Genomic DNA, 13,274 nt, shown 5'->3' with positions numbered 1-13,274 from the left:
GCAGTGAATATGACGCCCCTGACGGTTTATGTCAGGAGCGTTCAACCGTCCTCGCGCACGTGGTGGGCCATATCCATCAGCATGCCGCTGACATGCGCGTCGGAAAGCGCATAGAAGATTTGCCTGGCACGCCGGTCGCCGTGCACGAGGCGGGCGCTGCGCAACAGGCGCAAGTGATGGCTGACCAGCGATTGCGACAGGTGAAGGCTTTCCGCGATATCGCCGACGGATCGCGGCGCATCGAGGCAATAGAACAGAATGCGCAGGCGGGTCGGATCGCCGAGGAGTTTGAAGGTTTCAGCGAGGCTTGCGGTATCGGATTCCGTTGGCATCGTCATGGCCGTCAATGCTTGTGTCCAGCGTGGCTGTGATCATGGCCGGCGTGATTGCCGTCCGTCTCGTGATCTGCCGAGGCGGATGCGGTCTGTTGCCCGATTTCGCCTTCGTCATGCGGCATATCCGGCCAATCGATAGCGATGGTGGCGTGCTGGATGTCGAAGCGTTTGGCGAGCTCCGCCTCGACGGTCTTCACAAGATGGCGCGGGTCGGTGCCATCCTTTGGCTGGACATGCAGCGTGGCAAGCGCCTTGCCTGACGTGATCAGCCAGACATGCACGTGCCTGACGGCAGCAAGCCCTGCAACCGCTCCCATGAGATATGTCTGGATTTCTTCCGGTTTGGCATTTTCAGGCGCGCCTTCCAGCAGGATGTGCAGCGCGTTGCGCAGCAGGGCCCAGGCGCTGCGTAGGATCAGCACGGAAACCAGGATGGAGAGAATCGGGTCGATGGGCGTCCAGCCGGTAAAATAGATGATGATGGCGGCGCTGATGGCACCGACGGAGCCGAGAAGGTCGCCCATGACGTGCAGGACGGCGCCCTTGATGTTCACATGTTCCTTGTCGCCGCGGGTCAGGATCCAGAACACCAGCATGTTGATGAGCAGCCCGACGACGGCCACGAGGAACATGGGGCCCGCCAGAATTTCACCGGGTGAGCGGAAGCGGTTGATCGCTTCGATGGCAATCCAGACGACAATGGCGAAGAGGGCGATGGCATTGATGAGGCCGGCAATAACCTCGAAACGCAGATAGCCATAGGTGCGGCTTTGGTCTGCCGCGCGCTCGCCAAAGCGGAACGCGGCATAGGACAGGGCAAGCGCACCGGCATCGGTCAGCATGTGTCCCGCATCGGCAATCAGCGCCAGGGAGCCTGACATGACGCCGCCGATCACCTCGATGATCATATAGGAGAACGTGATGATGAAGGCGATCAGCACCTTGCGCTGATTGTCATTGGTTATTTTGGGGCCATGGTCGTGCCCTGCGTGCGACTGCGACATTGTTCCGGCTCGTCTCGTTGGTGACATATAACATATAAATACATGTTCATATATTGTATGTCAATCGCAGCGGGTCCGAACGGTGGTTTGTTCGATCCGCCGGAAGGGCTCCCGGCGGACCGTCATCGGCGCGATCAGGCGGCCAGCCGCGTTCCAGCCTCATCCAATGTGATGTGGCCGAGAAACTGGCCGCTGGTGACAGCTGGGGTTTCGTCCTCGATGGCATGGGCAAACATCACGGCCTTGTCGGCTTCCAGCTTCTGCAGATAGGCATGAAGGCCGGGATACTCCGTTTTGAGGTCGAAGAGACCGAGATCCTCGCCCCAGCGGGCGATGCCGATCATGTAGGCATCGGCAATCGTCCTGTTGGTGCCGACAAGCCAATCCCGCCCCTGCAGATGGGATTGCAGATAGGCATAGCAGGAGGCGGCTTTCTCCCGCGCCAGGTCGCGCAGTATTTTGATCGCCGGATCGCCCTCTTTCAGCTTGTAGGCGGTCCAGGCCGACGCAAAGGCCGAGTGAAAGCTGGTGTGCAGATAGGCCAGCATCTGGTTGAGCCTGTCATGCGCCTCGGTGCCCTGGGCAAACCCCAGCTGTTTCCCGAGATGGCGTGCGGCGATGTTGTGGAGAATGGCAAAGCTTTCGCGCAGGCTGCTGCCGTTTTCCAGAAGCAGCGTCGGTGTCTGGTGCATGCTGTTGACGCGGCCATAGATTGCGCTCTTCGACTTGGCCAGCATGTCGATACGGGCAAGACGATAGGGTTGGCCGAGCCATTCCAGCGCGACGATTGAACCGAACGAGCAGCCATGCGGCACGCCATAAAACAATACGGGTTCCATTTTCATTTCCTCATTTTTGAATGTCATACCGCGGTGAAATCCAAGATGGCGATATCGGTCACTATTGTAAAGAAGGCACAAAAATGTCATGTTGGTACAAATTTTATACCAACAATCAGATGGAATGGTCGTCATGAAAGACCTGGTTTCCGAATGCCCCGTCGAAAATGCCATGCTGGTGCTGGGCGGGCGCTGGCGCATCCTGCTCGTCTACTATCTGCTGGAGGGGACGAAGCGTTTCAGCGAACTGCGCCGTGACATGCCGAAAATTTCTCAGCGCATGCTCACCCTCGACCTGCGCGCACTCGAAGAGGCCGGCTACGTGACCCGCACGATCATCCCGCAGGTTCCGGTGCGTGTCGAATACAGCCTGACGGAGGAGGGGCGGCGCCTCAAGACGCTGGTCGATGTGCTCGGCGAATGCGGTGACCGGCTGGCCAGCCGCGGCTACGTCAAGGCTGCAGCGTAATTACCAGGGGTGCGTGGTTCGACAAGCTCACCATGAGGGAAGTTTGCGGGCTGCAATCAAACCACCTCTCTCATGGTGAGCTTGTCGAACCACGCACGATTGTTCCGCCACATTCCAGATGAACTGAAGAGCCAGAAGCGACAATCACAGGTGACACGATTGCCGCTATCGGCTAAGCGATGCCATCTTATTCGCTCCGGCAATCTGAAAGGATCGGCATGACCGACATGGTACATTTGCAGCGTCTCGATGCGCTCAGAGACCGATATGATGTTCTCCTGTGTGATGTCTGGGGTGTTCTGCACAATGGTATTGATTCCTTTGCCGCCGCATCCAACGCGTTGCAGCGGGCACGGGAAGCCGGGCAGACGGTGATCCTGATCACCAATGCGCCGCGGCCCTTCGCCGGTGTGGTTCAGCAGATCAAGATGCTCGGTGTGCCGGATGCCGCCTATGACCGCATCGTCACATCGGGCGATGTCACGCGCGACCTGATCCGCAACGCGCCGCGCCGTGTGTTCCATCTGGGGCCGGAACGCGATGAAACGTTGTATGAAGGGCTTGATGTCGAGCTGACCGAAGAGCGTGAAGCGGATGTCGTGGTCTGCACCGGCTTCTTCGATGATGATGCCGAAGGTCCGGATGACTATGCCGACATGCTCACGCGCTTCCGCTCGCGCAATCTGCCGTTCATCTGCGCCAATCCCGACATCGTTGTCGAGCGCGGCGACCGGCTGATCTGGTGCGCGGGTGCCCTGGCGCGCGATTATGGCCAGTTGGGCGGGCGCACGCTCATTGCCGGAAAGCCGCATCGCCCCATCTACGAAGCGGCCATTGCCGCGGCGGAGGCCGTGCGCGGCGGGCCGGTCGACCTCGCGCGCGTGCTCGCCATTGGTGACGGCATGCTGACGGATGTGAAGGGCGCCGATCTCTTCGGAATCGACGTGCTCTATATTTCCGGCGGCATTCACGCCGGCGATTATGTGAGAGGCGGCATATTTGATCTGGAAAAGCTGCTCGGCTTTCTCAAGAAGCATGGCAGCAACCCCGTTGCCACCATGCCGGCTCTCGCCTGAGGTATACGCACCATGCCGATTCTACGCCTGACCGACCCTTCGCATCTGCCGCAGCATCTGAAGGGCGCCGTGGTGGCGATCGGTAATTTTGACGGTGTGCATCGCGGCCATCAGGCTGTTCTGGGGCGGGCGCTTGATGCCGCCCGCGCCGCCGGAAAGCCTTCGCTGGTTCTGACCTTCGAGCCGCATCCGCGCAGCGTCTTCGTGCCGGATCAGCCGGTCGACCGGCTGACACCCGCGGCGGAAAAAGCTTCCATCCTGGAAGCGCTCGGTTTCGACGCCGTGGTGGAGTGCCATTTCACCCGGGATTTCTCGCAGCTCACGGCCGATGTGTTTGTGGACGAGATTCTCGTTGCCGGTCTTGGAGCGAGCCGTATCGTGGCGGGGTTTGACTTCCACTTCGGCAAGGGACGGCAGGGCGGTCCGGCCTTTCTCATGGATGCCGGGGAAAAGCGCGGTTTTCAGGTCACGCTCGTCGATGCGTTCCGCGACGAGGGCGGGCAGGCCATTTCATCCAGCCGCATTCGCGAACTTCTGGGTGCGGGCGACATTGTCGAAGCGTCGGGGCTCCTGGGATACCGCCACCGGATTCGCGCGGAAGTGGTGCATGGCAAGCAGCTTGGCCGCACGATCGGCTTCCCCACGGCCAATATGGTGCTGCCGCCCGAGACACATCTGCAGGAAGGCATTTATGCCGTGCGTTTTCGCCGTGCGGACGGCACGCTCCATGACGGTGTGGCCAGCTTTGGCCGCAGGCCGACCGTGGATACCGATGGCGCGCCGCTGCTTGAAACCTATGTCTTCGATTTCACCGGCAATCTCTACGGCGAAATCTGCGCGGTTTCGTTCTTCGGCTATCTGCGCGGCGAGGAAAAGTTCGACGGGCTTGAGCCGATGATGCAGCAGATCAGGCGCGACGAGGAAGAAGCGCGTGCTCTGTTGCAGGGAGTGAAACCGTTATCCGCTCTGGACGACACGATTAATTTTCGATGAAACGGTAAATTGTTTACCATAAGAATAAATCCAATTTTATCTATCCTTCGCTAGCGTCATTCTCAAATCTGCCGCCCTCCCAGGCGAAATTTTGGAGTGATTTCATGCATGTTCGTCTCGTCGCCGCTCTTTCGGGCGCCCTTATACTTGCCGGTGCCGTCCCGGGCTCTGCCGATGATTATTATTACGAAGGCCAGCAGAACCAGACGGCGGCTGCGCCCCGCCAGCATTGGTGGTCGGGTGACTGGTATCTGACCCTCGGCGCCAAGGGCTTCATCGCCCCGCGCTATGAAGGCGCAAAGGATTATCTTCTGCGGGCCGCGCCGGTTATCTCGCTGGGCCGTGCCGGAGCCGCCGCCCGTTTCAGCTCCCTCAATGACAATGCGTCGATCGGCCTGATCGATACGGGCGTGTTCCGCACCGGTATCACCGGCAAGCTGATCACCGGCCGCGACAGCGGCGATGCTAATCTCAAGGGCGTGCATGATGTCGATTGGGGTGTCGAAGTGGGCGGCTTCGCCGAATTCTATCCAACGGACAATATTCGCGGCCGTGTCGAGGTGCGCCGGGGTATCGGTTCGCATGACGGCGTCGTTGCCGACTTTGCCGTCGATGCCTTCAAGGACCTGACGCCGACCGTGCGCGTTTCGGCCGGGCCGCGCGCCACCGTGGCGTCGCGGGATTACTTCAAGCAGTATTACGGGGTGAACCCGACGGAAGCGGCTGCATCCGGCCTGTCGACCTACCGTCCCGATGGCGGCGGTCTGAAATCGCTTGGTCTCGGCGGCCAGATCACCTGGAAGGCGACGGACAAGATCGAAACCAGTGCCTATGCGGAGTATAGCCGCCTGATGGGACCGGCAGCCGATTCCAGCATCGTCAAGGAGCGCGGGTCGGCCAATCAGGCGACCTTCGGCCTGCAGGCAACCTACCGTTTCGACTTCGCGCTTTGACCGATATATCGGGCTGATGCGAAGTTTATTGCGTCAGCCCCTTTATTCTGGAAGCAGTGATTGCTAAAAGCGCGCTCATGAAAACTGTTTCCTGGACCCTTGCACAGTCCATACCGCTTCAGACACCACGAATTACTGGCCCGGCCTTCCGGTTTGCCTGAAGCCTAGGCTTGCGGGTGCGGAAGGTCCGGGTTTTCCGGATGCGCCATCGCGCTCTTTTTTGATTTTCGTCACATCTTTGCCTGCTGCGATCACGCGCGGGCCTGTTCACAAGCTGGAAAAATGACCGATACCGCCAACCCACTCGACTATTCGAAAACACTTTATCTGCCGCAGACCGATTTTCCGATGCGCGCCGGCCTGCCCGCCAAGGAGCCGGAATTCGTCAAGCGCTGGGGCGAGATGAATCTCTACAGGAAATTGCGCGAAGACGGGAAGGGGCGCCCGCTCTACGTGCTGCATGACGGTCCTCCCTATGCCAATGGCAATATCCATATCGGCCATGCGCTGAACAAGATCCTCAAGGACGTCATCACCCGCTCGTTCCAGATGCGCGGTTTCGATTCCAATTATGTTCCCGGCTGGGATTGCCACGGCCTGCCGATCGAATGGAAGATCGAGGAACAGTACCGCGCCAAGGGCAAGGACAAGGACGACGTGCCGATCAACGAATTCCGCAAGGAGTGCCGTGAGTTTGCCGCCAATTGGATCAAGATCCAGTCCGCCGAGTTCAAGCGCCTCGGCATCGAGGGCGATTTCGACAATCCCTATACGACGATGGCTTTCCATGCGGAAAGCCGCATCGCCGGGGAATTGCTGAAATTCGCCATGTCAGGCCAGCTCTATCGCGGTTCGAAGCCGGTGATGTGGTCGGTGGTCGAGCGCACGGCGCTGGCGGAAGCCGAAGTCGAGTATCAGGACTATGAAAGCGACACCATCTGGGTGAAATTCCCGGTCGCAAATGGCGCGGGCGATCTTGGCGCGGCGCATGTGGTGATCTGGACCACGACACCATGGACCATCCCGGGAAACCGTGCGGTCAGCTATTCCCCGCGCATTGCCTATGGGCTTTACGAGGTCGAAACCGCTGAAAATGATTTTGGACCCCGGCCGGGCGAAAGGCTGATCTTCGCCGACGCGCTTGCGGAGGAATCCGCGGCCAAGGCCAAGCTGACCTTCAAGCGGATCAAGACCGTTGCGGCCGACGAGTTTGCCGCCATGACCCTGGCGCATCCTTTCAAGGGGCTTGGCGGCGGCTATGAATTTGTTGTTCCGCTGGTTGCCGGTGATCACGTTACCGACGATGCCGGTACCGGCTTCGTGCACACCGCCCCAAGCCACGGCCGCGAGGACTTTGACGCGTGGACCGCTGCTGCGCGTGAACTCGAGGCGAAGGGTATTTCTCCGGCTATCCCGTTCACCGTTGACGATGCCGGCTTCTATACCAAGGACGCCCCGGGCTTTGGTCCGGACCGCGAAGGCGGAGCCGCGCGCGTCATCGACGACAACGGCAAGAAGGGCGACGCCAACAAGGCCGTCATCGAGGAGCTTATCGCGCGCAGTGCGCTGTTTGCCCGCGGCCGGCTGAAGCACTCGTATCCGCATTCATGGCGTTCGAAGAAGCCGGTCATCTTCCGCAACACGCCGCAATGGTTCGTCTATATGGACAAGGATCTGGGCGATCTGACCACATTGCGTTCGCGCGCCCTGGCGGCGATCGACGAGACCCGTTTCGTACCCGCCGGCGGCCAGAACCGGCTGCGTGCCATGATCGAAGATCGTCCCGACTGGGTCCTGTCGCGCCAGCGCGCCTGGGGTGTGCCGATCTGCGTGTTTGCCGATGAGAATGGCAACGTGCTCAAGGACGATGCGGTCAATGCCCGCATTCTCGAAGCATTCGAACAGGAAGGCGCCGATGCCTGGTTTGCCGAAGGCGCGCGCGCGCGTTTCCTTGGCGAAAAGGCAAACGAGCCGTGGGTGCAGGTGCGCGACATTCTCGATGTCTGGTTTGACTCCGGCTCGACCCATGTCTTCACGCTGGAAGACCGTCCTGACCTGAAATGGCCTGCCGATGTCTATCTGGAAGGCTCCGACCAGCATCGCGGCTGGTTCCATTCGTCGCTGCTGGAAAGCTGCGGTACCCGTGGCCGTGCGCCCTACAACACCCTCGTCACCCATGGTTTCACCATGGACGAGGAAGGGCGCAAAATGTCGAAGTCGCTCGGCAATACGGTCACGCCGCAGGATGTGATCAAGGATTCCGGCGCCGATATCCTGCGCCTGTGGGTCATGACCACGGATTATTGGGAAGACCAGCGTCTGGGCAAGAACATCATCCAGACGAACATCGATTCCTATCGCAAGCTGCGCAACACCATCCGCTGGATGCTTGGCACCCTGGCCCACGATGCCGGGGATGAAATCGCCTATGCTGAGATGCCGGAACTGGAAAAGCTGATGCTGCACCGTCTCACCGAGCTCGATGAGGTGGTCCGCTCGAGTTACGATGCCTTCGAATTCAAGCGCATCACGCGTTCCCTGATCGATTTCATGAACGTCGAATTGTCGGCGTTCTACTTCGATATCCGCAAGGATGCGCTGTATTGCGACGCGCCGTCCAGCATCAAGCGCCGTGCGTCCCTGCAGGTTGTGCGTCACCTGTTCGACCGTCTGGTGACCTGGCTTGCGCCCATGCTGCCGTTCACCACGGAGGAAGCCTGGCTCGACCAGTATCCCGCGGCGGTGTCGGTGCATCTGGAGCAGTTCCGCGCGACGCCGGCCGAATGGAAGAACGAAGCCCTGGCCGAGAAGTGGCGCAAGGTGCGCGATGTCCGGCGCGCCGTCACCGGTGCATTGGAACTGGAGCGCGCGGACAAGCGCATCGGCTCGTCGCTTGAGGCGGCGCCGGTGGTTTTTGTCAGCGATCCGGAACTGTTCGCTGCCGTTTCCGATCTCGATATGGCCGAAATCTGCATCACCAGCGCCATCACGATCAGGAACGAAGCGGCTCCGGCCGGCGCATTCATTGCCGAGGACGTGAAGGGCGTGGCGGTCGTTCCCGAGCGCGCATCGGGTACAAAATGTGCCCGTTCATGGCGTTATACCCATGATGTTGGCTGCGATCCGGCCTACCCGGATGTCTCGGCCCGCGATGCGGCGGCACTGCATGAACTGGCAAAACTCGGCAAACTCGCCATTTAAGTGTATAAATGCGGATCATTCTCTGGATGATCTGCATTTTGCTTAACAATAGGTTGCTTCGGCTTGCTTATTGGGACGGGCCTCATGTAAAAGGCTTGCCATTGAGTTGCCTGATTTAACAGGCAGGGCATTGATCAAGCATATTGACTCGGCGGAGTCGGCAATATGAGCTTGAGGCGAAAGTGGCGAGTATGGATTTGAACGGACGTATTACGGTTCTTGGTGCAATGCTGGCGTCCTTGACGCTGGCCGGGTGCATGTCGTCACCAACCTATGGCACCAACAAGACATCTGGCAGCCAGTTGCTGGACGACGTTTCCAATATCGCTTCGTTCAGTCCCAAGAAAAAAGACCCGATAACCTATAATCCGCGCCCGGATCTCGTTCGCCCTGTCGCTGGCAAGCCAGGCCAATTGCCGGCGCCGCAGGAAAATGCCGTCGCCGCGAACGCTGCGAAGTGGCCGGAATCACCGGAACAGCGGCGCAAGCGTTTGCGTGACGACGCTACGGCCAATCAGAACAATCCCAACTATGTGCCGCAGATCGAAAATGACACGCCGCCCGCAACACGGGCTGTCGATAATGGCGAGCATGGCGTCTACAACGACAGAAACCCGCCACCCTCGGGCGTGAGCACGGCAAGCAAGCAGTCTGCGGAATTCCGCGCCCGCCGCCTTGCTTCGACCGCCGGCTCGGCGACCACGCGGCGTTATCTGAGCGAGCCGCCGCTGGCCTATCGCGCCCCGGCGGCGACGGCCGCTGCCGATGAGCTTGGCGAAGACGAAGCCAAGAAGGAACGCGACCGCAAGGCCGCTGCCCGCAAGGACAAGGGCTTCAGCTTCAAGAACCTCATTCCCTGGAATTGATGCCACCGGAATTTGAACCGCTGCATGACACGTGAAAGGCTCCTTCAGGGAGCCTTTCTTTTTTGGACGTCAGAAAGCGTCTTGCCTTTGCCTTGATGTACCGAGACTATTGCGTCACAGCTTGTCAGTTGAGGGCCACCGATCTTGCGTCTTTTGCGTCTTCCCGGATTGATTATTCTCATTCTCCTGACAGCCTTCGGTTTTTTCTGGGGCGGATTTGCGCTCTGGTATCAACTTCCTCTGGACCTGCCCGGTGTGACGGGCGGTGTGATTGTCTGGGTCCTGATCGGGCTTGTGGTTCTTTGGCTCGAGGTAACGGGGCGGGTTCGGCGCGCCCTGATTGTGCTCATTCCGGTCATGGCGGCCCTCCTGTTCTGGTGGAGCACCATAACTCCGTCGCTCAATCGCATCTGGGCGGATGACGTGGCGCAGACCGTTACGGGAACACTGGTGGGCAATCATGTGACGCTGGCCAATGTCCGCAATTTCGAATGGCGCAGCCAGACGGATTACACGCCGCGCTGGGAAGTCCGGTCCTACGATCTGGAAAATCTGGCGTCGGTGGATGTGTTTCTGTCGTACTGGTCGAGCCCGGCCATTGCGCATACGCTGGTGAGTTTCGGTTTCAACAATGGTGATCAGGTGGTTTTCTCGGCCGAGATCCGCAAGAAGCGGCACGAGCAGTTCTCGGAAATCGGCGGCTTTTTCAAACAGTTCGAATTGGCGATGATCGCCGCCGACGAGCGCGACATCATCCGGTTGCGCAGCAATATCCGCAAGGAGGATGTGTATCGGTATCGGGTCAACCTGACACCGGAAATGCGGCAGGCGCTGTTTCTCTCCTACCTCGACACCGGCAACCGGCTGTCCAAGCAGGCGCAATTCTACAACACGGTGACGGCCAATTGCACGACGGTGATCTTTGACATGATCCGGGCAATCACGCCCGGAGTGCCGCTGGACTACCGCGTCATCCTTTCCGGTTACCTGCCCGGTTATCTCTATGATCTTGGTGCCATCGACCGGAGCAAGCCGCTCGAAGCGGAGATTGAGGCGGCTTTGATCAACCAGCGCGCCATGGATGCCGACAAGGCGGAGGACTTTACCGCCCGGATACGCACCGACAATTAGAGCCGCTTTGCGCGGAAGAATTCCTTGAGGATGGTTTCAGCTTCCTGCTCGCGGAAGCCGGAATAGACCTCCGGCGCGTGATGGCAGGTGGGCTGGGCAAAAAATCGCGCGCCGTTTTCCACGCCGCCGCCCTTGATGTCCTGCGCCCCGTAGTACAATCGCCGGATACGGGCGAAGGAAATGGCGGCAGCGCACATCGTGCACGGCTCGAGCGTGACATAGAGATCGCAACCCGTCAGGCGCTCATCGTTCAGCGCTTCGCAGCCCTGCCGGATGACCAGAATTTCCGCATGGGCGGTGGGATCGTTGCGTTCCCGGGTGCGGTTTCCGGCCTGCGCCAGAACCACGCCGTCCTTCACCAGAACGGCACCGACGGGCACTTCGCCGCGTTTTGCCGCTGCCTTCGCCTCGGCCAGGGCAAGGTCCATCGGTCCCATAGGATCAGTTTTTTGGTTCACGCTGCACTCATGGTCCAGAATTTACTCGCAAGCTGCCGTCATAGCTGGTAGTTAGCCCCGCTGAAAGGCAAACATTCCATGACCAGTTCAAATGATGACGGAAAGGGCGGTAAACGTCCCTTTGAAAAGCGCAGCTTCGACAAGAAGGGCGCCGATGGCGGCCGCGGTGGCCGTCCGGCTCCGCGCAAGTTTGATGACGGAGCGCGGGATCCCGCGACGCGCGGTCCGCGCAGATCATCGCATGAGGAAGCGCCGGTCGACGACAGCGAGCGCATCGCCAAGCGTCTTGCCCGCGCAGGCATAGCCTCGCGCCGCGAAGCCGAGACAATGATTGCTGCAGGCCGTATCTCGGTCAATGGCAAGGTGCTTGCCAGCCCCGCGATCAATGTCAAGCGTGAAGACCGCATCGAAGTCGACGGCAAGCCGTTGCCGCAGAAAGAACGCACGCGCCTGTGGCTCTACCACAAGCCGGCCGGTCTGGTGACGACCAATCGCGATCCGGAAGGACGCCAGACGGTGTTTGAATCCCTGCCGAAGGATATGCCGCGTGTCCTTTCCGTCGGACGTCTGGATATCAATACCGAAGGTCTTCTGCTGCTGACCAATGATGGCGGCCTGTCGCGTGCGCTTGAACTGCCATCCACCGGCTGGCTGCGCCGCTACCGCGTGCGTGCCCATGGCAGCGTGACCCAGGAAAAGCTCGATACGCTGAAGGACGGCATTGCCGTCGAAGGCGTGTTCTACGGCGCGATTGAAGCCACGCTCGAACGCGAGCAGGGCTCCAATGTCTGGATCATGATGGGTCTGCGCGAGGGCAAGAACCGCGAAGTCAAGAATGTGCTTGGTGCGCTTGGCCTGTCCGTCAATCGCCTGATCCGCATTTCCTATGGCCCGTTCCAGCTTGGCGATCTGCCCGAGGGTTCGGTGCGGGAAATGAACGGCCGTACGCTGCGCGACCAGCTTGGCGAGCGCCTGATCGAAGAATCCGGTGCCGATTTCGAGGCGCCGATCATCAATGTCTTTTCCAACGATGCGGTGAAGGGCGAAGCGGTACAGCAGCCGGCTGCCGATCGTCCGGCGCGCCGTTCCTCCGAATGGATATCGAGTGCGCCGGTGGCGAAAAGCCGTGGCCCGCGCAAGTCCAAGGACGAAAGGCGCGAAGAAGGCCTGTCGCGCCTGACGACCGATCGCAGCGAACGGCCAGGAGCCTCGCGCGACGCACGCGGCGGCCGCGACGAACGTCCGGCCCGTGCACCGCGTGCGGACGACCGCAAGCCGCGCGATGCCGCTGGCCCCAAGGGTGTGCGCGGCGCAAAGGCTGAAGAGGCCGCGCCTCCACGTGCCCGTTCGGCCAATGTCTGGATGGCGCCGGGCGCGCGCCCGGTTGGCAAACCCAAGGCAAAGACCGGCGAACCGCGCGGCGAGCGCCGCCATTCCGATGCGCCGCGCACGGAACGGCCGCGCCGTTTCGAGGAAGGTTCCGCGCGTCCTGCGGGTGACCGCCCGCAGCGTGAACGTCCTGCCGGTGCCTATGCGGGCGGCGACAAGCCGCGCAGCTATTCCCCGCGCCCGCCTCGCGGCGATGACGAGCGGGCCGAGCGTCCGAAGCGTTCCTTCGGATCGGATCGGCCGGAAGGTTCTCGTGATGGCCCGCGTCCACCGCGCCCGCCACGGGTGGGCAAGCGCGAACGCGCCGAACTGAAGGAGCGGGAAGCCGCCGGCGGCAAGCCGTCCTTCCAGTCCGAGCGCCCCAATCGCGCCGAACGTCCATACGGCACCAGTGGCCGCCCAACCCGGCAGGATGGCCGCTCCGGTGACCGGCCCTATGGCGGACCGAAAGGCGCGGCACCGCGTGGTGCGCCATCGGGCGCCCCCAAAGGTCCGCGCGGCGGTTCCGGCGGTGGCGCAGGCCGTCCGCCACGCAAGCCCAAGCCATAGGCGTGGACTTC

At 60.8% G+C, this 13,274-nt stretch carries 12 protein-coding genes; 8 read left to right on the top strand and 4 right to left on the bottom strand.

Features of this window, described 5'->3' with window-relative positions:
* Positions 1-41: 41 nt before the first annotated feature.
* The 3 genes from ACZ25R_RS17505 to ACZ25R_RS17495 all read right to left on the bottom strand — a co-directional run bounded on the left by ACZ25R_RS17505 (position 42) and on the right by ACZ25R_RS17495 (position 2,178).
* Positions 42-338: an ArsR/SmtB family transcription factor gene (locus ACZ25R_RS17505; protein ID WP_472461711.1), complete on the bottom strand. Its 297-nt coding sequence runs from the start codon at positions 336-338 to the stop codon at positions 42-44.
* Between the two features lie 5 nt (positions 339-343).
* A complete protein-coding gene (locus ACZ25R_RS17500) occupies positions 344-1,339 on the bottom strand; it encodes a cation diffusion facilitator family transporter (RefSeq protein WP_472461710.1) in 996 nt (331 codons plus the stop codon).
* Between the two features lie 134 nt (positions 1,340-1,473).
* The gene (locus ACZ25R_RS17495) at positions 1,474-2,178 is read right to left on the bottom strand and encodes a glutathione S-transferase family protein (protein WP_472461709.1); all 705 of its coding nucleotides are present in this window, start codon (positions 2,176-2,178) and stop codon (positions 1,474-1,476) included.
* A 133-nt stretch (positions 2,179-2,311) separates the two neighbouring features.
* Between ACZ25R_RS17495 and ACZ25R_RS17490 the strand changes: the two genes are divergently transcribed.
* The 7 genes from ACZ25R_RS17490 to ACZ25R_RS17460 all read left to right on the top strand — a co-directional run bounded on the left by ACZ25R_RS17490 (position 2,312) and on the right by ACZ25R_RS17460 (position 10,867).
* Positions 2,312-2,647, top strand: a complete 336-nt coding sequence (locus ACZ25R_RS17490) for a winged helix-turn-helix transcriptional regulator (protein WP_472461708.1) — start codon at positions 2,312-2,314, stop codon at positions 2,645-2,647.
* A 227-nt stretch (positions 2,648-2,874) separates the two neighbouring features.
* Positions 2,875-3,723, top strand: coding sequence for a TIGR01459 family HAD-type hydrolase (locus tag ACZ25R_RS17485; protein ID WP_472462512.1), 849 nt, complete (start codon positions 2,875-2,877; stop codon positions 3,721-3,723).
* A gap of 12 nt (positions 3,724-3,735) precedes the next feature.
* Positions 3,736-4,716, top strand: coding sequence for a bifunctional riboflavin kinase/FAD synthetase (locus tag ACZ25R_RS17480; protein WP_472461707.1), 981 nt, complete (start codon positions 3,736-3,738; stop codon positions 4,714-4,716).
* Positions 4,717-4,820: 104 nt separating this feature from the next.
* Positions 4,821-5,669, top strand: coding sequence for a MipA/OmpV family protein (locus tag ACZ25R_RS17475; RefSeq protein ID WP_346307509.1), 849 nt, complete (start codon positions 4,821-4,823; stop codon positions 5,667-5,669).
* Positions 5,670-5,951: 282 nt separating this feature from the next.
* A complete protein-coding gene (gene ileS, locus ACZ25R_RS17470) occupies positions 5,952-8,870 on the top strand; it encodes an isoleucine--tRNA ligase (RefSeq protein ID WP_472461706.1) in 2,919 nt (972 codons plus the stop codon).
* 191 nt (positions 8,871-9,061) lie between these two features.
* Complete coding sequence (locus ACZ25R_RS17465; protein WP_472461705.1) at positions 9,062-9,736, top strand: hypothetical protein; 675 nt, start codon at positions 9,062-9,064, stop codon at positions 9,734-9,736.
* A gap of 144 nt (positions 9,737-9,880) precedes the next feature.
* A complete protein-coding gene (locus ACZ25R_RS17460; protein ID WP_472461704.1) occupies positions 9,881-10,867 on the top strand; it encodes an Lnb N-terminal periplasmic domain-containing protein in 987 nt (328 codons plus the stop codon).
* Here ACZ25R_RS17460 and ACZ25R_RS17455 read toward each other — a convergent pair.
* On the bottom strand, positions 10,864-11,295 hold the full coding sequence (locus ACZ25R_RS17455) for a nucleoside deaminase (RefSeq protein WP_223612392.1): 432 nt from the start codon (positions 11,293-11,295) through the stop codon (positions 10,864-10,866). The two genes, ACZ25R_RS17460 and ACZ25R_RS17455, sit on opposite strands and share 4 nt — an antisense overlap.
* 108 nt (positions 11,296-11,403) lie before the next feature.
* Here ACZ25R_RS17455 and ACZ25R_RS17450 point away from each other — a divergent pair, with 108 nt between their 5' ends.
* Positions 11,404-13,263 (top strand): pseudouridine synthase, encoded by a 1,860-nt coding sequence (locus tag ACZ25R_RS17450; RefSeq protein WP_472461703.1) that lies wholly within the window; start codon positions 11,404-11,406, stop codon positions 13,261-13,263.
* Positions 13,264-13,274 lie beyond the last annotated feature (11 nt).

The sequence above is a fragment of the Phyllobacterium sp. RCAM01083 genome (assembly GCF_055685835.1).
This window is presented reverse-complemented; position numbering and strand designations above follow the sequence as displayed.